General features: G+C 38.0%; 16 protein-coding genes. 2 read left to right on the plus strand and 14 right to left on the minus strand.

Annotated features, from left to right (window positions below; translation table 11 throughout):
- Nucleotides 1-46: 46 nt before the first annotated feature.
- A complete protein-coding gene (locus tag BT797_RS19725; protein ID WP_045110375.1) occupies nucleotides 47-448 on the minus strand; it encodes a DUF6232 family protein in 402 nt (133 codons plus the stop codon).
- 258 nt (nucleotides 449-706) lie between these two features.
- Nucleotides 707-1,357 carry a thiopurine S-methyltransferase gene (gene tmpT / locus BT797_RS19730; RefSeq protein WP_045110374.1) on the minus strand — a complete coding sequence of 217 codons (651 nt, stop codon included), beginning with the start codon at nucleotides 1,355-1,357 and terminating at the stop codon, nucleotides 707-709.
- A 139-nt stretch (nucleotides 1,358-1,496) separates the two neighbouring features.
- Between tmpT and BT797_RS19735 the strand changes: the two genes are divergently transcribed.
- Complete coding sequence (locus BT797_RS19735; protein WP_045110373.1) at nucleotides 1,497-1,928, plus strand: helix-turn-helix domain-containing protein; 432 nt, start codon at nucleotides 1,497-1,499, stop codon at nucleotides 1,926-1,928.
- A gap of 1,128 nt (nucleotides 1,929-3,056) precedes the next feature.
- On the opposite strand, the gene soxR is transcribed toward BT797_RS19735, so the two are convergent.
- On the minus strand, nucleotides 3,057-3,491 hold the full coding sequence (soxR, locus tag BT797_RS19740) for a redox-sensitive transcriptional activator SoxR (RefSeq protein ID WP_075473249.1): 435 nt from the start codon (nucleotides 3,489-3,491) through the stop codon (nucleotides 3,057-3,059).
- 111 nt (nucleotides 3,492-3,602) lie between these two features.
- Here soxR and BT797_RS19745 point away from each other — a divergent pair, with 111 nt between their 5' ends.
- On the plus strand, nucleotides 3,603-4,814 hold the full coding sequence (locus tag BT797_RS19745; protein ID WP_045110371.1) for an MFS transporter: 1,212 nt from the start codon (nucleotides 3,603-3,605) through the stop codon (nucleotides 4,812-4,814).
- A gap of 329 nt (nucleotides 4,815-5,143) precedes the next feature.
- Here the strand turns inward: BT797_RS19745 and BT797_RS19750 are convergent, their stop codons facing one another.
- The 11 genes from BT797_RS19750 to pepN form a co-directional block, all read right to left on the minus strand.
- The gene (locus BT797_RS19750; RefSeq protein ID WP_045110370.1) at nucleotides 5,144-6,013 is read right to left on the minus strand and encodes a hypothetical protein; all 870 of its coding nucleotides are present in this window, start codon (nucleotides 6,011-6,013) and stop codon (nucleotides 5,144-5,146) included.
- Nucleotides 6,014-6,441: 428 nt separating this feature from the next.
- Nucleotides 6,442-6,618 (minus strand): ribosome modulation factor, encoded by a 177-nt coding sequence (rmf, locus tag BT797_RS19755; RefSeq protein ID WP_045110369.1) that lies wholly within the window; start codon nucleotides 6,616-6,618, stop codon nucleotides 6,442-6,444.
- 149 nt (nucleotides 6,619-6,767) lie between these two features.
- On the minus strand, nucleotides 6,768-7,934 hold the full coding sequence (locus BT797_RS24400; RefSeq protein WP_339391033.1) for a DUF3466 family protein: 1,167 nt from the start codon (nucleotides 7,932-7,934) through the stop codon (nucleotides 6,768-6,770).
- Nucleotides 7,864-8,523, minus strand: a complete 660-nt coding sequence (locus BT797_RS24405; protein WP_244893730.1) for a hypothetical protein — start codon at nucleotides 8,521-8,523, stop codon at nucleotides 7,864-7,866. The genes BT797_RS24400 and BT797_RS24405 overlap by 71 nt, the downstream gene beginning before the upstream one ends.
- Nucleotides 8,524-8,538: 15 nt before the next feature.
- Nucleotides 8,539-10,449: an ATP-binding cassette ATPase Uup gene (gene uup, locus BT797_RS19765; protein WP_045110367.1), complete on the minus strand. Its 1,911-nt coding sequence runs from the start codon at nucleotides 10,447-10,449 to the stop codon at nucleotides 8,539-8,541.
- 165 nt (nucleotides 10,450-10,614) lie between these two features.
- A complete protein-coding gene (locus BT797_RS19770; protein WP_045110366.1) occupies nucleotides 10,615-10,851 on the minus strand; it encodes a glutaredoxin family protein in 237 nt (78 codons plus the stop codon).
- Complete coding sequence (gene rlmKL, locus BT797_RS19775; protein WP_075473250.1) at nucleotides 10,851-12,983, minus strand: bifunctional 23S rRNA (guanine(2069)-N(7))-methyltransferase RlmK/23S rRNA (guanine(2445)-N(2))-methyltransferase RlmL; 2,133 nt, start codon at nucleotides 12,981-12,983, stop codon at nucleotides 10,851-10,853. Before rlmKL ends, BT797_RS19770 begins: the two co-directional genes overlap by 1 nt.
- Before the next feature lie 153 nt (nucleotides 12,984-13,136).
- Nucleotides 13,137-13,697 carry a cell division protein ZapC domain-containing protein gene (locus BT797_RS19780; protein ID WP_075473251.1) on the minus strand — a complete coding sequence of 187 codons (561 nt, stop codon included), beginning with the start codon at nucleotides 13,695-13,697 and terminating at the stop codon, nucleotides 13,137-13,139.
- A gap of 101 nt (nucleotides 13,698-13,798) precedes the next feature.
- Entirely contained in the window at nucleotides 13,799-14,809 is a 1,011-nt protein-coding gene (gene pyrD / locus BT797_RS19785) for a quinone-dependent dihydroorotate dehydrogenase (protein ID WP_045110363.1), read from the minus strand.
- A gap of 90 nt (nucleotides 14,810-14,899) precedes the next feature.
- Entirely contained in the window at nucleotides 14,900-19,750 is a 4,851-nt protein-coding gene (locus BT797_RS19790) for an NAD-glutamate dehydrogenase (protein ID WP_075473252.1), read from the minus strand.
- 261 nt (nucleotides 19,751-20,011) lie between these two features.
- A complete protein-coding gene (gene pepN / locus BT797_RS19795; protein WP_045110361.1) occupies nucleotides 20,012-22,624 on the minus strand; it encodes an aminopeptidase N in 2,613 nt (870 codons plus the stop codon).
- Nucleotides 22,625-22,704: the final 80 nt, after the last annotated feature.

Raw genomic sequence — 22,704 nt, forward strand, 5'->3', positions numbered from 1 at the left:
AACAAATTAACTATTAATTACAATTAGGTAGTTAGGAATAACGACTTTAAGGCCTTGTTATAGGGTCAACTTGCTGGCAACTGTATTCAATATTTTGTAGCGCCTTGTAATCATGATTCTTTATCGCTGTTGCAATTGTTATTGGTTGCTTTCCTGTTTCATCAACGGCACTCAATAGCGCTTTCAATTCGTATTTCCTAAACGTAAGCAACGCATAAAATAATCCTACAACTGACAACAGGACGGGTAAGTAAAAACCGAACCCCGTTCTACCAACCCAATATTGTGCCAGCCAACCCACAGATGAAAACTGAAGCATTAATACCAACAAACGTAAAAGTTGGCAGCTTACACCAAGCTCTTTTATCCATACATTTTCAATTCGACTAAGTCGATATTTGTTTTTGCCTACAACAATATGTTTTGGCGTAATTTTTATACTTTTCAATTCATTATTTTCCTGACAGGAATGCATCACAGTGTATTATACAGATGTATTCATAGAGTCTATTTTAAGACAATTATAATTACATCTTAAACTAACTTATAAATCAATGTATTACATTATTTTTAAAAGATAACTTGGCCACTTTATTCCGATAAATCTAACTCAGGCCTAAACTTTAAGTGTTGCTCCATTACTACTTTCTCAATAATTTGAACCGCTAGACCCTTATTCATCACCATATTACTTAACATATAAAGCTCACCCTTTTTGATTATTTTTTTGCAGAAACCAAGCAGTTTCAGTTGATGACATTTTTCCTTTTAATCTGCTGGTGATATCCCTGCTTCCAACAGACTTCACTTGATAAGTAGCCGCATAATGGTGTTTTACTTCTACTTCGTTTATTGAGAATGGAGGGCCATCCATTAGCTGTTGATCGTATTCATAAGTGATCAGCAACTGCGGTGCAGCCGCGGTGATATTAATCAGGTGTGAGCTATATTGAACGCACATATTTCCTGGTAATGCAACCAACGCTGCTCGGTCATATACTGCCTCAACAGGCCCAAGAAGTTCTGCGGATACGTCAAAAATATCGCCGACAAATATATCGATATCTTCTGCGCTGTAGAGGATTAATGCACCTATTCTGGTGATGCTTGGTTCTACGCCAAGATCCTTAAACAACACATTAATAGCGAGTTCGCTTAATTCTGCGCCGACAACTCGATAGCCACAGGAAAGCAACCATTCAAAATCCCGTGTCTTGCCACACAAAGGGACGAATACTCGATTGTTCTTCGCTAGGTTTAGTTTTCCAAAATGTTCTATTAGCAGCGAGTTTACCTCACTTTCGTGAAAAGCGATTTCACCTTTATCCCATTTCTGATGCCAAAAACGTACTTTCATATCAATCCCCTTCAGTTCTCAAAGTATAAATTACCTACCACAAGCTTCACGACTAAAATCTTGTACTAGGTGATGGTAGAAGATAACATACAACTTCAAGTCGACTTGAAGTCAAGCAGTAATAGCACAGGGGAAAATAATGGACATAGGTGACGTTTCAAAGACTTCTGGGTTACCAGCCTCAACTCTACGATTTTATGAAGAAAAAGGGCTCATCCGATCTAACGGCAGAAATGGTTTACGGAGGCTTTTTGATGCAAGCGTAATAGAAAAACTAGCCTTGATTTCGTTGGGACGTAGTGCTGGTTTCTCACTTGATGAGATTGGTAAAATGTTTACTCCTGAAGGCCCTGAGATAAATAGAACCCTTCTCTCAGCAAAGGCTGATGAGTTGGACAAAAAAATTAGAGAACTGACCGAAATGCGTAATGGGCTCCGGCACGCAGCAGCTTGCAAAGTGCCAAACCAATTAGATTGTCCAAAATTTCTGCATCTACTCCATATTGCTGGTAAAAATCGTTCTAGAAAATCCAATATATTGAAGGAACATAAACTGAATCTAGGAGTTTAGAAAAATTAGGCAGGTAATATTAAATGCGTAGAAGGTGAACGACCTAAGGCCGTTGGTATTGAAACAGTAAGCTACTCTCACACTACGAAAAAAACAAAGAAAAAGAGCACTATTTATTCAATCAGTATATGCTGACTAAAACGAAGATTGGGCATACGAGAAAGAAGTTAGGCTATTCGCTTACAATAGGAATAAGGTTTATTACGTAAAAATCAGTTATCCAAATATAGCTAACGACAAAGTCGCTTGGTGATCACAACACCTTGAGATACCAACGCTTTGGATGTATGCCATATTTCCTATACTTGCTAAATCATATTGGTAGGGCATATTCTGAAGTCTATTTATCAGGGACTCGTTTGAATGGACAGTCGCGACCTCTCCTGACTTTTTTAAAACCGTAAGATAAGCTTTTCCTATTCGGTTATTAGCCACTAAACTGCTAGAAATCCCCCCTGCGGGTACTTTACACCTTCCATTTCCATTATGATTTGTTCTTTCTCATCAAACACATGTATTAGCCATTCGAGATAATTGAATCGAATGAAGCACTATGAAACAACAGCCGAAATAGTCATCTTGAACGAATTTAATATGGCTGGGAACGGAGCCACATATCTCCGTAAGTCTTTGCTTTTCTCTTTCTAACATTTCCAAGCATCGGTCAAGAAGTATGACTAAGTTGTTATTAGTTTCAGCATAAGCCTGAGCGGTAAAGGCCTAAAGGCAGTTACACTGCACGTATATTTTTAGTGCGGACATATATCAACGTAGCTTTAGTTCGTCTCATCGAATACGTACCATATAAGTTATCATCCATCTCTAAGCTTAGCCCCACGGCTTGATAATTTTTGAGTAGTAGAATAACTAATCGGTTTACCTATTCAGCGAAGACTCGGGAATAGGTAGCTCTCAGTTCCCAGTCTTGCTGAAATATCCACCTACTGATGCTTTGTTGACTTCTAGGTGTTATTTCAAATTGAACGTCATTACCTGTTTTACTTTGATTAAGTTGTATTCGTGGGTGAACGATACTTTAATAAACATATCCAACTTTCATTCTAAGTGAGTCACATGAACGCAGTTTGCTATCTATAGCCAAGTTTAAGAGAGCTTATTGCATTGGGTTTAATTGCTACTTTCCCATAATACTGCGCCTTTACCTGTTTGAGCCAATATGTCTTGCGGGTTTCTTAATTTACACTTATTGATAGATAGGCATCCACAACCAATGCATTCATCAAGGTCATCCCTCAAAGCTTGCAAACGATTAATACGTTCGTCCAACTGTAACTTCCATACATTTGCCATAGCTCTCCACTCTTCTTCTGTGGGGGCATTTTCTTTGGATAAATGAGAAAGCATTAGTATCACTTCTTGTAAAGACACCCCCAACTTTTGAGCCATTTTAATCACAGAGATTCGCCTTAACACACTGCGGTCATAGCGACGCTGATTTCCTGCATTACGCCGACTTTGAATAAGTCCTTTCGTCTCATAAAAATGTAAGGTTGATACCTTAACTCCAGCCCTTGTGGCGACTTGTCCAACACTCATTTCCATCTGATTTCCCTATCTAATTTTATATTTAAGTTTATGAAAATATAACTTTACCTCAACATAGGTTGAGGTATTAGACTAGCACCAATATAAATAAAAAGCATGGAGCATAAAATGAAAAATAGAACTATTCCCTATCTATTTGCGCGATTTTTTGATGGTATTTCATCTGGAATGTTTATGATGGCGTTGCCATGGATCATGCTTTCGGAAGAAGGTATGGGTATTTTTGTGGCTATTGCGGCATTAGTTTGTACCTCTTTATCATTTGTGTTTACACCATTTTTTGCCACTTTAATAGATCGCCATTCTAGAAAGAAAGTTTTGATCTTCATGCAGTTAATACAATCTACTACTGCATTGATAGTCTTCATTACTTATTACAACGGTATTCAGTCTCACTGGATTTTGGCCTTTTCTCAGTTTATTTTTTGGTTAAGTAATGATTTAGCTTGGAGTTGTAATAATGCTTTCACACAAGAAAACTATCGCCAGAATGAATACGCGAAAATATCCAGTTATCAAGAAGTCGTTATGCAAGTCACAACACTTGGTGCAGGCGCCTTAGGAATTATTTTACTTGAATACTGGTCAATGCTTGAGTTTTCATTTTTGGCCACATTTGCTTCACTCCTGTCTGGCTTATGTTATATCGCGACCCCTTACAAGCGCCAATTTCATCCAGCCTTAAAAGAGGCGTTCTTTAAACAGCTTATAGCAAGCAAAAGCATATTTTCTAAACAAAAACACTTCTATACATTTTTGGCATTATCTTGCTTGTCTTATCCAGTATTGACCTTTCTGGTAAAACTTGTCCCTATCTATTTCGCTGAACAAGGGATTAGTGGTAGTTGGTTTGCGACATGGAAAATGAGTTATGGCCTAGGTGCGTTACTTAGTGGGTTGTTGATTGCTCGCCTTTTAGCACGTTATGATCACGAAAATTCAATGATAGTTTCAATTTTAGTTATGGCGATCTTACTTCTTTTGATGGGATCTTACCTTTCCCCTACTTTGATTATATTACTTACGATTGTCCTTGGTTTTTTCAATTCATATAATCGTATTGCGAGAACCAATAAGATGCATCATGTCATTGCGATGGAAGAAAGAGGACGAGTTGAAGGTGGATTAAAACTGTTTTCTACATTAGCACAAAGTTTGAGTTACGTCGTTATTGCGCTGTTAAGTTACTTACAACTCACAGCCTTGGGTTTTATTATTATCGGGATCGTATTGTTGATTGCAGGGGGAATAATGATACATTTAAAACAGAGTTCAAGTATTAGAACATCGCTAAGTCAAGATCAGATTATCAGTCACTAGCTCAATACTCATAGGGTATTCTTGACGGTTGTAGTTCCTTTGGTTCGTCGTATCGACCTAATTTTGATGTCGATTATCTAGACACTTTACATGGATGAGAATAATATCCTTGTTAGCATGATTATACGACTTGATAAGGTTAACGATTATATTTTAGGAGGGAGTAATGAGAGGCTAACCCTCCCATTACTTTATTAATCATAGCTTTGACTCTACACATAATCATATATGACAAATATTCCTTTGAAGTACTGTAGATATTGGAACGCTATGTTTCTCGTAAGATAAAATAACTTCCTCTTGATACAGGGGATTTTGAAAATATAACATTAAGCTATTTTTCTTTTTCTTGATAAACCAAGACCCACTAAACCAAGACCCAATAATGTAGCTGAAATAGGTGCAGGAACTGTTACTGGAGGACCTGTAAATTGGATAAATAAATCCCCATCAATAGCACTGAAAACAGGGTTATCTAAAGATGAAATATTCGCATATGTGGTAGATTCGAACTGTAACGTAAAGCTGTCTGTATTAGCATAGTTTAATAACACAGCCCCTGACGTATCCGTTTCAGAAAAGTTAGTACCTGGGCCATTAAACAAAATACTAGTCCCCATATCAGTAGCGGTTAAACTTGCTGCACTAGTACCCGTGATATAGGACATCAGGCCATCACTTTTAAATACTCGTAAGTCTTCACTTTGTTGGTTACCGATATTGTCTAACTCACCATCAACATCATAGGCAATAATACTTAATTTATCGGCTGTTATTGAATTTGTAAAAGTATTAGATAGAGCACCCGTACCATCAAATAATTCAAAAAGGAAAATTAGTCCACCATTTGCTTCTTGATTTCCCGGTAATGAGCTATCCCTACGATAAAGAAAACCATGATCACCATTAGGTTCGGAAGCACTTGTATTCGAATAATTTGGTGCCTGCCAATCAGACACATAATCACCAAACACGGTAGCTGTAACCCTAGCATCAATAGTGTTACCACCACTCATACCAACATTTGTGTAGTGAACAACCGCGTCTGTGGTTGCCGCATGAGAAGTATCCCAATAGATATTCGTATCAAACGTTACGTTATATGGGTTTGAAAAATCAAGATCAATAGGCACTGCATAGGCAGATGTGGTTACAAGCATAGTACTCGCTAGTAATGATTTACAGAGTATATTTTTCATTTCACGCTCCTAGGTAAATTCCGCTTTCTATATCCACTCTACGTAAAGGTTATGGGTATAATTGCGGTTGACCATTACCATAAAGCAAGTCGTGTGCCTACTTTTTTTTGTTAAGTTAAACAATGGATTAGATCTACTATATGTTTTTTCCTAACTAAAAATTTATAAATTGTAAATTTTATCGACGATTATGTTTCAATATTTAATTGTTATTTCCAGAGTGAATTTAGCCTAACACCACTGCTTTTTTCGACTGTATCTTGTGCTGTTGCATAATGATGTGTCTTTCAAATACGCAAGATTACAGCTCCTTTAATGGAACTGGATAGAAAATTCAATTGGTGATTTAAAAATAGAGCAGACTGATTAAACAGAAAAACCCCGCTGGCAAAAGCTAACGGGGTTTCTTTGTATTTACTATGATCTTATTATTTCATGAAGAGCCCTGTACTTCGGATCTCTTGTGCTTCACGCCAACCACCTAACCACTGACCTCGCGAATCTGCGCTTTGAAATGGACAAACTTCATTCGACCTACCCGCAGCTCCTGCTTGATAACCTTTCGAATATGCTCTTTCCAAACGATCTCGTTTCTGTCTCTTCATTCTAGATTCCTCAAAAAATGTTTAACTTAAACTTGAGACTTTCCAAGCCTCTATTAAGTAATAGGTTAAGATATTCGACAAATCAAATAAAAAAAGCCGCAGTAATGAAATTACTGCGGCTTTATGAAACAAAGCGTAATATTTAGCGTTTAACGTTTAAAACGACGGAATAAAAGCAACATAGTAGGTAATAATATGAACCAATTCATACTACCGCCACGGCGTGAATATTTTTCTTCCGCTTTGATAGGGCACTGTGATGTCGTAGGCAAATTATCTAAGTCATTGGCACTAATCGTCATTGAAAAAACAGCCCGAGTAGAACCCGTTCTATTCTTATAGTTTGCTTCGGTTTTATAATCATCACCATTCGATACAACCACAACGTTACCGTTCGCATCAGGATCGCTGATACTAATTGCATGACTTAATCTATAAGTAACTTCATTACCGGCTTCAATTTGTTCCTGACAATATAAGTCATTTAGATAAGCTGATTTTTTAGTTTTGTAATCATAAATAAAAGCACTTTGTAAACGTGGAGAACCACCTGCAGTCGGTGTCGTTTCACCTCGGGCATCACGCCAACCAACAACGATACCGTCATTATTGATTTTACTGACCTGTGAATTCGCACCTTTAATAGGATTGGCCATGAATGGGTAACGTATTTCTTGTGTTTTTACATTATACGTATAAAACTCAGTTGCATAACTTCTGTTTTGAGGCTGCTTATATGTACGGTTGCCAACAACAATGAATGCTTGAGTGTCAGTATCTATACCATCTGCAGTTGCAAACGGTGAACTAGCTGAAACATAAACAGTATCTGTAATATCAATCGCAACTGTATCGCGAATTACATCATCACCACCCGCATCCGTATTAGGCTTTGTGATTTCAGACATCTTATAAGAAAGCACATCTTCTGATTTAACAGTTGGCTTAAATATGGTTGCACGAGCACGACCATCTCTTGTCGATGAATTAATCTCTTGCGTAGAAAAACCAACAGCGAAACCAGATGTGTTAATCGCATAAGCATTAGCAATAAAAGTTGCATAATTACCCGTACTTAACCATTTAGTTCCTGAATTATCAGATAGGTATGCGATAGCACTACCATCTTCATTCCAATAACTTGCTTGAAGATCAAAACCAGGACAATTGTAGAGATCATCATAATCATAACGATCATTGTCGATTGGGTAATTAAAGCAATATTTAAAACGTTCATCTGTGCGCTTATTGCCCGACCACCGTACACTCGCTTGACCTACAATTAACCTTTTTGGTTTTGTCAGAATTACGGACAGTTACGTCAGAAAAATCATGCGCAGCACTAAAACCACCATTACTATCAAAATCTAAAGGTGCAAGTGTACTATCATTATAAAAACCACGTCTAACAATCTTACGCCCTGAATCAGTGGCATAACCCGCCTGATCCGTAGATGTTATTGCAGTAATCTTGCGAGATTCACTTAAGTCGCTAGGGAGCGAAATAACAGTACCGTTTACTGATGTTTCCGTTTCTGATTCATAAGTACCGCCATTGCTGTTATAGGTATTTAAAATATTTCGGCGCCAAACGTATAGGCCATCACTTTTATCTTTCTTTGAACCATCCCAGAACATTTGACATACATCTGAATCATAAAGGCAATATTCGTTATATGTCCAAGGCGCACCAATATCGTATGAAAATTGTTGTGCATATTTCTGACTGTACGTTGCGCTGGTTAGAGTACCATTCGCAGCACTTGATGTGTTCATCGCTGACACATATGGACCAAAGTCGTGAGCACCACTGCTGTCTACAACAATAGCGGTGGTTGAAGCCACCGCAGTTGTACACAATACGAGACTAATAATCCCTGCTAACTTAGTCTTTTTTAAAAGCATTATGTTTAGATTTCCTTAGCCTTTCATTTCTTCAAGCTCTTCCCAACGTGCAAATGCAATCTCTAGTTCTTGCTCTTTACTCGCAAGATTTTCAAGCATTGCTTTTGTTTCGTCAGCTGGCTTATTAAAGAAATCAGGTTGATTAATTTCAGTTTGCAAAGTTTCAACAAGTTCTTCAAGTTGTTCCATTTTTGCAGGCAATTTATCAAGTTCAACTTGAATGTTATAAGGCAGTTTCTTTGTTTTAACAGCCTTAACTGGTTTTTCTTGTTTTACTGGCTTTTCAACTACAGCAGCTTTTGCCTTTGGCTTTGCTGAAATAGATTGAGTATTGGCTTGTTGGTTCTTAGCATCATGGTAACCACCAACAAAGTTAGTGATGTTACCTTCACCATCAAACATCCAGCAACTTGTTACTGTGTTATCGATAAAGTTACGGTCATGGCTTACTAATAATAATGTACCCTGATAATTGGCAAGTAATTCTTCTAAAAGTTCCAATGTTTCGATATCTAAATCATTGGTTGGTTCATCCATAATCAAAAGATTAGATGGTTTTAGGAATAATTTAGCCAATAATAGACGGTTACGTTCGCCACCAGACAATACTTTAACTGGTGTACGAGCACGCTGTGGGTGGAATAAGAAGTCTTGTAAATAACCGAGTGCATGACGAGGTTTACCATTAACCACGACTTCTTGTTTACCGTCAGCTAAATTGTCTATTACTGTTTTTTCAAGATCGAGTTCTGTTCTATGTTGATCGAAGTAAGACACTTCTAACTTCGTACCACATTTGATGATACCAGCTTGTGGTTGTAATTCTTCAAGCAATAACTTGATTAATGTACTCTTACCACAACCGTTTGGACCAACGAATGCAATTTTATCGCCACGCATAATATTAAAAGTAAAGTCGCTAACGATTTTCTTATTTTCGTAAGCGTAGAATACGTCTTCGCCTTCAAAGATTCGTTTACCTGAACGTGAAGTCTCATCAACAGAGATCTTAGCTTTGCCCTGTACTGAAAGACGTTCGCTACGTTCGTTACGCATTTCTTTAAGTGCTTTTACACGACCTTCATTACGCGTTCGACGTGCTTTAACACCTTGACGGATCCATACTTCTTCTTGAGCTAGACGCTTATCGAATAATGCATTTTGTTCGTCTTCTACACGTAATGCTTCTTCTTTACCTACGAGGTATTCATCATAGTTACCAGGGAAAGACATTAAGTTACCGCGGTCAATATCAATAATACGTGTAGCCATAGAGCGGATAAAACTTCTATCATGACTTACGAAGATAATAGTACCGGCAAAATCTTTTAAGAACTCTTCTAACCAAAGAATAGATTCAATATCCAAGTGGTTCGTTGGTTCATCAAGTAATAGGATATCTGGTTTGCTTGCTAATGCACGCGCTAATGCAGCGCGACGTAGCCAACCACCTGATAAATCATCAAGTAACATGTCAGCGTCTAAATCTAAACGCGTAAGTACTTGTTCAATGTTTTGTTCAAACTCCCAACCATTACGGTTATCAAGTTCTTCTTGTAGACGCATCAATTTGTTTAATGCTTTTTCACTGTAATCTTCACCAACAAGGATCGCTTGGTGATGGTAATCTTTTAGTACTTGACCGATGTCCGCTAGACCACCCGCAACAAAATCAAAGATTGTCACGCCGCTTACTTTTGGTGGATCTTGCTCTAAACGAGAAACAACTGCATCTTGTTCAATTCTAAGGACACCATCGTCAAGTTGAATTTCGCCGCCAATAACTTTCATCATTGTCGATTTACCTGCACCATTACGGCCTACAAGACAAACACGTTCTTTTCGTTCAAATACAGCATCGGCATGGTTTAATAATGGTAAGTCGCCAAAGGCTAAACATGCATTTTGTAACGTGATAACAGCCACGATAATTCCTCAATATAAAATTCAATTGTTTCAAAAATAAAACCATTATGGATAATGTTGAAACAAGCAGTTAGATAGATTCTAACATAAAGTTGTAAAATAGAAAAAATCCGAGCGTTAACAATTACCTTTAATTGAGAATCCACTCGGATAGAGTCACGTAAATCAGTCTTGTGCGATAAAATCAGCCAATTCTTCAGTATCAAATGGCCAACCAATTTCTTTATCTGTCACCTTGTTCTTAATAACGGGAATACGAATACCATAACGGGCGATGTCATCTTCATCATGGATGATCTCTACTTGCATCATTTCACCGGCCAAGTGTTGAGCGGTCACCAGTTCCCAAGCTTGTTCACATAAGTGACAACCTTCTGTAGTATAGAATACGTATTTAGTCATTATGCTACTCGTTCAACAAGCCAACAGTTACTGATGTTTTTGTTACGCGCGAAATCTTTAGAGCGATTCTTTTCAGTAATATTGGTTGCCTTAAGACCTAGTTTTTCAAGTCCTTCAAAATCGAGCTTAAAGTTACGCTTATTATTAGAGAAAACAATTTCACCGCGTGCAGATAGAATATTTTCTAACCAAGTAAACAGTTGTATATGATCACGCTCTACATCGAAGCTATCTTCCATGCGCTTTGAATTTGAGAATGTTGGCGGGTCAATAAAGATAAGGTCAAATTTATCTTCACAACGCGCTAACCAAGAAAGACAATCTGCTTGTACAACTTCGTGCTTACGCATGCTGATGTTATTCAACTCAAAGTTACGTTTAGCCCAATCAAGGTAAGTATTAGACATATCAACAGTAACTGATGATTCAGCACCACCTAAAATAGCGTGAACACTCGCACTACCTGTATATGAGAAAAGGTTTAAGAAACGTTTACCCGCACTCATTTTGCCAATCATACGACGTGTTAGGCGGTGATCGATAAACAGACCTGTATCTAAGTAATCTTTCATGTTCACTTCAAATTGAGCACCATATTCACTTACCGTGAACACCGACTTAACCTGTTGTATTTTCTCGTATTGGTTACTGCCTTTTTGTTTTTGGCGTACTTTCAATACAAGCTTATTCGGATCAATTTGAGTCACATCAAGCGTAACAGCAACAATATCCATGATGCGTTGTTTCGCTTTTTGCTCTGGCACGTCTTTCGGTGCTTTATATTCTTGTACAACAATCCAATCACCGTATAAATCAATAGCAGCATTGTATTCAGGTAAATCCGCATCATAGAGACGGTAGCAGTTAACTTGTTCTTTTTTCGCCCACTTCGTTAACTGTTTGATGTTTTTCTTTAAGCGATTACGGAAGTCTTCAGCAAAACCTGGGGTCATTTGTGTTTCAACGTGCGCTTTAGCTTGACGTGCAATCGATGAAATTTGATAAAGCTTAAGGAAACACTCTAATGAACCGTTAAACAATTTGTATTGCTTATTTGCACGCATGCCTAAACGAGAGAGCAAATCTGGATTTGATGAAAAGAATGCGACATTCCAGCCCGAAAATTCACTCTTCAGACGTTCACCTAATACTTGGTGTAACACGATAAGTTCAGGTTGCTCACCCATACGTTCACCATATGGAGGATTACAAATTAGTGTACCTTCACTGGTGAAATCGTTAACGAGGTTTTTGGCATCACCCGTTTCTAATTCGATGATGTGTTCAAGACCTGCCGCACGTACGTTAGCTTTTGCTTGGTCAAGTACACGCCAGCTCTTATCAAAACCGTATACTTTAAGATCGCTGTTCGCAATATTTTTGCGCGCTTGGTATTTAGCTTGTGCAACTAGTTCTTCCCAACCTGATTGATCGTAATCATTCAGTTGTTGGAAACAGTAACGTGTACGTAAAATACCAGCCGGCACTTTTAAAGCCATTAATGCAGCTTCAATAAGTAAAGTCGCTGAACCACACATAGGGTCAACAAGTAAACCGTCAGTATAGCCACTACGTTTAATGATAGCGGCAGCCAGGTTTTCTTTAAGTGGTGCAGCACCTGTACCTTGACGGTAACCACGTTGATGTAAGCCATTACCACATAGATCAAGAGAAAGCGTCGCTTCTTCACGACGAATATGCAGGTGAATACGTACATCAGGATCATTTTTAGCGACGTTTGGACGATCGCTCATGCTTTTAGTGAAGCGGTCAACAATACCATCTTTAACTTTCAACGCACCAAACTGCGTATCACGAATACTGTCATTCGTACCAGAACAAGAAACTGCAAAGGTTTTATCAAGATCGAATATTTTTTCCCAATGCATGCCTGTTACTGCAAGATATAGATCTAATACATCGAAGATTTTGAATGTTTTTAATTGCAAGGTCACTCGAGATGCTAAGCGGCTCCACAAACAAATTTTATACGCTGTTAATTGAGTAGATTTAAATGAAACACCAGCCATGGTTTCACGGCAATCCTGTGCGCCAAGTTCAATTAGCTCTTCTTTAAGTAGAAGTTCCAATCCCTTCGGAGAAGAAGCAAAATAAGTGTTGATTGTAGTCAATTTGAAAGCCTATATTATTTCGAGATACTTTCTTGTAAAAAGAAAGTAAGGAATGTGATTATTAATGGGTGCGAACTATACCACGCGGTATTATTGTCGCATAGTAATGTTGGGGAAATTATTAGATAAACGGAGGATTATTGATGGATTATGCTACGCCATGATCTGAACGTAGGAAAAAGAATCATCTGTCAGTGCTTTTGCTACTGCATTCTGTAATTTAACACGATCATTCATTACTCGGATAACATCAAACTGATTTAATGTTTTGGAATCTGAAAGTTGCACACGACTTGCTAATAGCATACACGTTGAAACGCGATCATCTGCTTCTAAAATAACAAACTGAACATTATCACCGCTTAACGATAAAGTAATAACGTCACCCGTACTAAACTTGTCATCAGAATAATTATATTCAAAGTACCAGCTTTGCGGCATTCGTACTTTATGAAAACGTAAATTCGTCACCGCGTTCAATGCAATTTGTACTTTTTCAGGCACACTTAATACTAAATCTTTGAGTGCTTCTAAGAAATAGTAATAATAGCTTGAATCCTCTGCGCAAAAATTGACTCGGCCTTTACACAAATTATTCATGTTTCGTTTATCTAAATGGCAAGACATAGCAAGCCCATCGGATAATTGAATGACGATGAATTGACTTGCGCAGTCGTATTGCCAATACCACTTGTTGCTTGGTTCTAGTAACATCCTGATACCAGTAATGTAATTAACTATCTGGGTAGTTTAACTACACCCTATCCATATGTAAATACCCTTATCAGAAATATAGACTAAAACCAAGCTAAAAGTTACAAACTTCTTACAATGTTTTTAACTAATTTAGGACCTTTATAGATAAATCCGCTATATACTTGGACTAATTCTGCACCTGCAATAAATTTTTCTTTTGCCGCTACAACAGAATCAATACCGCCTACACCTATGATAGGTAGTTGACCATCAAGCAATACTGCTAGTTTACGTACGATTTCAGTACTCGCGTGCTGAACAGGACGACCACTTAAACCACCCGCTTCACAAGCATGTGGCATATCATGCACTAATGTTCTGTCTAACGTTGTATTCGTCGCAATTACACCGTCCATTTTATATTTAACTAATGACTCAGCAACTTGCACTAACTCTTCATCAGTTAAATCTGGTGCAATTTTAACCGCTAATGGTACATATTTCTCGTGCGTTTTGGTTAATTCGGCCTGACGCTCTTTAAGACAGCTTAATAAACCATCAAGCGCTTCACCATACTGAAGTGTACGTAATCCTGGGGTATTTGGTGATGAGATATTAATAGTGATATAAGACGCATATTGGTAAACTTTATCCATACAAATCAGGTAATCTTCATTCCCCTTTTCGATTGGCGTATCTTTGTTTTTACCAATGTTAATACCTAAGATACCTTTATAGTTGGCTTTTTTTACATTTTCAACCAGTGCGTCAACACCTTCATTGTTAAAGCCCATGCGGTTAATGATCGCTTCAGATTCTACAATTCGAAATATACGCGGTTTATCATTACCTGCTTGTGGACGTGGTGTCACGGTACCAACTTCGATGAAACCAAAACCCATCGCGGCAAAAGCATCGATACTCTCACCATTTTTATCTAGACCAGCCGCTAAACCAACAGGGTTATCAAACTTCAGTCCCATCACAGTCACAGGCTTGCTCGGTAATTTCTGCGAATATAAGCAACTTAAAGGAGTAGAGCCGGTTAATTTTAGCCCTTTAATTGTCATTTCATGCACTACTTCTGGGTCTTGCATAAACAAAAATTCACGTGCAATACGATATAACATTTTCTATTCCTCATAAAAAAGCACTGTATCAACAGTGCTTCATAATTAAATCATTTTAATTGAGTGTATACGTAAACACTAATTTATCCATTAGCTCGCATTACGGCAGCTTAAGTGAAGTAAATTCAATTCACGTAACGCAACTGAGAATTTAGCAAACTCATGCGAAGAACTCATATTAAAATCAGCCAACATTTGCAACCAACGAACAACAAGTACATCATGTTCAGATAACCATTGGTCCATGATTATATCGCATTTACCTGTTGATGAACAAGTAGATAACACTACAGATGTTAAGCTACGTTGTTGTAGCGCAAGCTCTTCGCGGAATGCAGCTCTTGCAAGCGCTTGCCAATGGTTGGCAACTGGTTGCAAGTTAATTTGATGCATAAAGTCATGTAACTGTAGTTTGTTACCTAACGAGAAGAAAATATGCTGCACTAATGACATAGGTACTTGGTGTTGTTTACAAACATCAGCAATATCAAACGCCGAGAATAACGTGTTCTGATGTACTATTTCGTTTGCAATTTCACTCGGCACAGATTTTTCAACCAAACCTTCGATGCGTATATTTTGTTTTTCTTTGTCAGCATCAACCAACACGTCAGCAGTATTTTCTTTCATACCATCGTAGATAGGTTTATAGAACGCGATTGTATCCGCGATACTCATGTTGCGGTCACGGTAACGCACTAACCAACATGTCGCACGACGAATATAACGACGACTTTCAAATAACATGTCTAATTGTGTTTCAGAATCTAGCTCATTGTCTAATCCTGTCACGTTATCCCACATGTGTTCCATGCCAATAACGTGTTTACTGATTACAAAACATTTCGCTATTTCAACAACAGTAGCACCCGTCTCATCTTGCATACGACCAACAAAATTCAGCCCCATGTCATTAATGATTTCATTCGCAAGCTGTGTCGCGATAATTTCATTTTTAAGTGGATGGTGTTGCATTTGACCTTTGTATTTGTCTTGCAACAACTTAGGAAATGCCGTAATCAGCAATTTAGATAATAATTCATCTTCACACACTTCAGGACAATTTAATTGTTCTTTCAATTGCATTTTAGCGTAAGCAAGTAATACCGAAAGCTCGGGACGTGTTAAGCCTTCATTTTTAGCTAAACGTTCCGCGAGTTCTTCTTCACTTGGTAAAAATTCAAGTTGACGGTTTAGTTTACCTGTACGCTCAAGCATTTGCATAAAACGAATTTGTTCTTTCAGCTGTTCAGGAGCTCGGGTTTGAGTAACAGATACTGACAACGTTTGCTTGTAAGCATTATTCAATACAATTTCAGATACTTCGTCTGTCATTGAATACAATAATTCATTACGCTGTTTACGTGTTAAATCACCATTACTCACAATACTATTAAGTAAGATCTTAATGTTTACTTCATTATCTGAGCAATCTACACCGCCCACATTATCGATGAAGTCACTGTTAATACGACCGCCATTTTTCGCATATTCAATACGACCTAGCTGAGTACAACCTAAGTTACCACCCTCGCCAACAATCTTAACGTTAAGTTCATTACCGTTAATACGTACGTGGTCATTAGCTCGATCACCAACATCATTATTCGTTTCTGATGTTGCTTTAACGTAAGTACCGATACCACCATTCCACAACAAATCAGCTTGTGATGTTAGGATCGCTTTAATCAAATCGGTTGGTGTCATTAGTGACACCTTTGTACCAAGCATCTTTTTGATTTCAGGTGTTAGCGTGATAGCTTTAGCTGAACGTAAGAAGATACCACTGCCTTTAGACATGATAGAACGATCATAATCACTCCAGCTAGAACGAGGTAGATTAAATAAACGGTCACGTTCAGCATAACTTGTTGCACAATCTGGATTTGGATCGATAAAGATATGCATGTGGTTAAATGCAGCGATTAACTTGGTGCTTTTAGATAACAGCATACCATTACCAAATACATCACCCGCCATGTCACCGACAGCAATACAAGTGAACTCTTCTTCCTGGCAGTTAAGGCCCATTTCACGGAAATGACGCTTAACGGATTCCCAAGCACCCTTCGCTGTAATACCCATTTTCTTATGGTCATAACCCACTGAACCGCCCGATGCAAAAGCATCACCTAGCCAGAAGTTATACTCATCGCTGATCTCATTGGCGATATCAGAGAAAGTAGCTGTACCTTTATCTGCGGCAACAACCAAGTATGAATCATCTTCATCATAAAAACGCACATTTTGTGGATGTACAAGTTCCCCTTCAATGATGTTATCGGTAATATCAAGTAAACCACGAATAAATGTACGGTAACATTGCTTACCAATATTAAAGACTTCATCACGGCTGTGACTTGGCTGGATTTCTTTACAAACAAAACCACCTTTTGCGCCCACAGGTACAATTACCGTGTTTTTAACTTGCTGTGCTTTTACAAGACCCAGTACTTCAGTTCTGAAATCTTCACGACGATCAGACCAACGTAGACCGCCACGCGCAACTTTACCACCTCGTAAATGAACACCTTCGACTTGTGGAGAATAAACAAACACCTCAAATTTAGGTAAAGGTAACGGCATATCCGGAATTAATGACGATTCAAATTTAAACGAAATATAGGCTTTACTTTGATCAGTCGCTTTTGACTTTTGATCGATTTGATAAAAGTTCGTACGTGACGTCGCTGTAATTAAATCAATAAAACGACGAATAATACGATCATCATCCAAGTTATTAACTTGTTCAAGCTTGCTTTCAAAATTAGCAATGATATCTAGGCTATCAATCTCACTTTGATCCATTGCAAATTTTTGATGAAAATAGCAATACAAGCTATTCGCTAATTCAGGTAATGACGTTAATGTGTTCTCAATATATGCTTGGCTAAAGTTGTTACCAATTTGGCGCATGTATTTTGCGTAAGCACGTAACACTGAAATTTGGCGGCCAGCAAGATTTGTTTTTAGTACTAATTTATTAAAACCATCATTTTCTAAACGTTTTTCCCATACTTGATGGAACGTCGACATAAAGTCAGCACTACGTTTGGTCGTATCAAGTACGTTATCACCCGTGTAAAGCATGGTGAAATCGAGCACCCAGTACACTGTGCCGTCTGCTGTTTTTACTTTAAACGGGGTTTCGCCAAGTACTTTTAATCCCATATTTTCTAACATAGGCAATACATCGGATAAATGAATTGGTTGATCTTTATGGAATAATTTTAGACGTACATGATTAGAGTCATGTTCTTCCTCTTGCGCACGGTAGAAAATCATCTCGAGCTTATGCTCTGCCGACAATGTTTCTAATTTAATAATATCCGCGACAGCTGAGTTTGGTAATACATATTCTTTGTATGACTGTGGGAAAGCATGACCATATTGCTCAGATAAATAGCGGCCTTTTTCTTCACCATAGTGGCTTACAATCGCAGTTTTAAATTTATCATCCCAAGACTTGGCGGCTTCAGTTATATTTTGTTCAATATCGGAAATATTCACTTTTACTTCTTTATCATTCTGATCTACATGGACAAGATAATGTGTTCTAGCCATATTACCTTCAGAGAAATAAGTATTGAATTCAACTTCTTTATCACTACCTAAGTAGTCAGCCAATACTTGCTGCGTTTTTTCACGTAATAACGTGTTGTAGCGTTCCTTTGTTACATACACCATGCAAGAATAATAACGACCGAATAAGTCTTTACGTACAAATAACTTAACTTGATCGCGATCTTGCATGTGTAAAACACCGAGCGCACAATGTAAGATATCTTCTTCACTAGATTGAATAATTTCATCTCGTGGGTACGTTTCTAAAATGTTCAATAACGCTTTGTACGAGTGATTTGCTGGATTATAACCAGACGCAATAAGTACACGTTTAATTTTATCGCTAATAAGCGGGATATCAATTGCACTGCTGTTATAAATAGATGAAGCATATAAACCAATAAAGCGTTCTTCACCAATGACGTTGTTGTCTTCGTCAAATAATTTTATGCCAATATAATCGATGTTAGCAGGTCTGTGTACACGTGATTTAGCATCACTCTTTGTTAAAATAAGTGTGTTCTTCGACAATACTTCACGTCGTGCATCTCTCGATAAATTACCTAAACAATAACCTTTATTATTCACCGAATTTTTCATGATGCCCAAGCTTGAATCACAATCAGGTGTAATAACATAATCACCTTTCACTGGTTCAATGCCATAGTGGCGGTAACCCAGTAAAGTGAAGTTATGATCACATAACCACTTTAAAAATTTAAGTGTATCTGAATAATCAATACCTTTTTGCTTAGGTCGTGAAGATAACATCTCAATAACAGAAATTAATTTATCTTGCATTGGTGACCAATCACCAACAGCTAACGCAACCTCATTTAATACGGAGTTTAATTCCGCACTAATCGCATCTAATTTTTTACTTTCTGTTTGACGGTCAATTTCAATTAAAAATACTGTTTCTGAAGTGAAATTTTTTGCATTTTTAGGATTTGTTAAAATTTTGTTTACACGGCCGTTATCATCTCGTTTCAAAGCAATTGGCTGATGTAACATCAAATGTGAAATTACGCCAAGTCGAGATAACGCCATCATTACAGATTCGGTCAGAAAAGGTGAATCAGGGACAATGATTTCAACAATCGAGTGTGTTGATTGCCAACCATTGAGACTGATCTCTGGGTTGTACACACAAATATCAGGGCCGCTATTGTTACTGCTGTTCAATCTGTTCCACAAACTAATTGCAGCACAATACAGATCGCTATCACTACGCGAAGAAAGATCTTCTTGCCTCATTCCAGCATATAATGCAGTGACAAACTGCTCGACTAATGTATTGCTTTTCGCATCTACTTTAGTCTTTACAAGGCTGATTACGTTTTCCAGTAACACGGGAATAGGCGTTTTATTCAACATACTAGCAATCCTTCAAATCTTGGTTTATTAAGTCTAGCTAAAAAAGTAACTTATGATGTAATTCAAGCGGGCATTCTAACATTAATATTTGTAATAAAAATGCTACAGAGGCAACAAGATAGAAAGATAAATGAAGGTTTTTAAGAATAAAACATTGAATAATTACTCAAGGTGGGTATATGACGCCAAAATCGGTCAAAATACCCACTTTTTATAAAACAAACGTTTAACTTAATGTTAAATATTTGCTGGAGAGTCTGGTTAAGCTAGAGCACGGTCTATCTTTTCAAACAGATCAGTAGCTAAACCATCAAGCTTGCTTAAACGGATCAGTTGCGCTTTCATTAACGCTTGGCGGGCTTGATCAAACTTCTTAAATTCAATAAGTGGCGTAATTAATCGAGATGCGATTTGCGGGTTACTGCTATTTAACTGACATAAAATATCCGTTAAGAAAACATAACCACTACCATCAATCGCATGAAAAGCACTGGTGTTATGTGCAGAAAAGCTACCCACTAATGAACGCGTTCGATTTGGATTAGCTAAAGAGAAACTGACATGGTTCAGTGTGTCTTTAACGACAGAGAGACAATTTTCACTTGGGCTAGCCCCGATTTGCGAAAACCACTTATCCATCACTAAGCCATCATGAGACCAGTTGGTTTCAAATGCAGACATCATGGTTTTAAAACAAGGTAATTGCGCTTTGTTTGCAGCACTTATCGCCCCCATGGTATCCGTCATATTATCTGACTGTTTAAATTGAGCTAATACCAATTCATTAACATGAGTAACACCCGCTAATGCGATATATTCAAGGCACACATTTTTTAATGAGCGCAAAGCAATGTGAGCATGATCTACTTCGTAAGCACGTTTAGGCATGTCAGCATAAATAGAGGCGCAAGTTGTTGCAACATTTTCAGCGATTGCTAACTTAATAAAAGCAGTCACTGACAGTAAGGCATCGACATCTACTTCGTCAAATAAGCCCATTAAGCTGTTTGTCGATGGGAACTGTAACATCTCAGCTTTTAAGGCTGGATCGAGTTCTTCATTACTCACTAGATCACGGAAAGCCTGCCCAAACACAGTGGGGAGTAGCAGATTCTGTTTGTCACGAATACGGGTTACATTTTCAATCACATGCTTATTAATTAATAACTGTGATGCATCCCAACGTGCAAAATCATTACTCGCATGTACCATTAACATTGTAAGTTGCTCATTGGTATAAGCATAGTTAAGCTTAACTGGCGCTGAAAACTCTCTAAATAGGCTTGGTACCGGTGCTGACATTACATTTTCAAACACAAAATCTTGCTGCTTTTCAGTAAGATTTAAAATATGGTGAACACCCTTACCCTCAAATATTAATTCAATCTTGCCACCCTGCTCGTCAAGCAGTTCAATATCTACAGGAATATGAAGTACGTGTTTTACTTTTTGATCCGCAGTGCTTGGCGTATGTTGCTGCATTGATAACGTATAAATATTGTTTTCAGCATCGTAATGATCTGTCACCGTTACTTGCGGGGTACCTGATTGTGAATACCAGTTTTTAAATAAAGTGAGGTCTACACCAGATGCATCTTGCATAGACGCAACAAAGTCATCGCATGTCACAGCTTGACCGTCATGACGTTCAAAATAAAGATCCATACCTGCACGGAAATTCTGTTCACCAAGAAGCGTGTGGATCATGCGGATAACTTCTGCGCCCTTATTATAGACAGTTGCAGTGTAGAAATTATTCATTTCAATCACAGAAGCGGGACGAATTGGATGCGCCATTGGCCCGGCATCTTCAGGGAATTGTGCAGAACGTAAAATTTTAACGTTTTGAATACGGTTAACAGCACGCGACCCCAAATCAGAGCTGAACTCTTGATCACGGAATACCGTGAGGCCTTCTTTCAAACTTAACTGGAACCAATCTCGACAAGTAATGCGATTACCAGTCCAATTGTGAAAATACTCATGACCAATAACAGCTTCGATACCCAGGTAATCAACGTCAGTGGCACTAGCCGCATCAGCTAATACGTATTTAGAATTGAATACGTTAAGCCCTTTATTTTCCATCGCACCCATGTTGAAGAAATCAACGGCAACAATCATATAAATATCAAGATCGTATTCTAAGCCAAAACGGTCTTCATCCCATTTCATTGAATTTTTTAGAGATTCTATCGCATGATGACCTCGCGATAAGTTACCCTTATCTACAAACAACTCTAACTTCACATCACGACCAGATGTCGTGATGTAGTTATCACGTAATACATCAAAATCACCCGCAACCAGTGCAAACAAATATGCCGGTTTAGGATAAGGGTCACGCCATTGAACCCAATGACGACCATTATCTAATTCTCCACGATCAACACAGTTGCCATTAGACAATAAATAGGGGAAGGCCGCTTTGTCAGCCGTGATCTTAGTACTAAAAACAGCCAGTACATCTGGGCGGTCAAGATAATAGGTGATTTTTCGGAAACCTTCAGATTCACATTGCGTACAGAATGCATCAGCGGATTTATATAACCCTTCTAAACTGGTATTTTCCTGTGGATTTACTTCTGTCTCAATGATTAATACACATTCAGAGGGTAAATCAGAGATGATAAGCTGATTATCTTTGACTAAGTAGTTATCAGTGTGATGGCCATCGATAGACACTGATAATAATGTGAGGTCAACACCGTCTAGTATTAGTGGGTCATTATGACTACCGCTACGGCGAACCTTACTGATTGCAACAATTTTAGTGCTGCTATCATCAAGATTAAAATCAAGATCGATACTGTCTATGAAATAATGGGGTTCTGTATAGTCTTTTAAATGCTTAGCATTAGGCATAACTGTCATTTATAGTCCTAATCTATCGACGGATAGATACGTAAAAATAAAGGAAAAAAGTGCAGTATCCCGCTGCACTTGGAGTAAAA

The organism is Moritella viscosa, from assembly GCF_900120065.1.
GTDB lineage: Bacteria > Pseudomonadota > Gammaproteobacteria > Enterobacterales > Moritellaceae > Moritella > Moritella viscosa.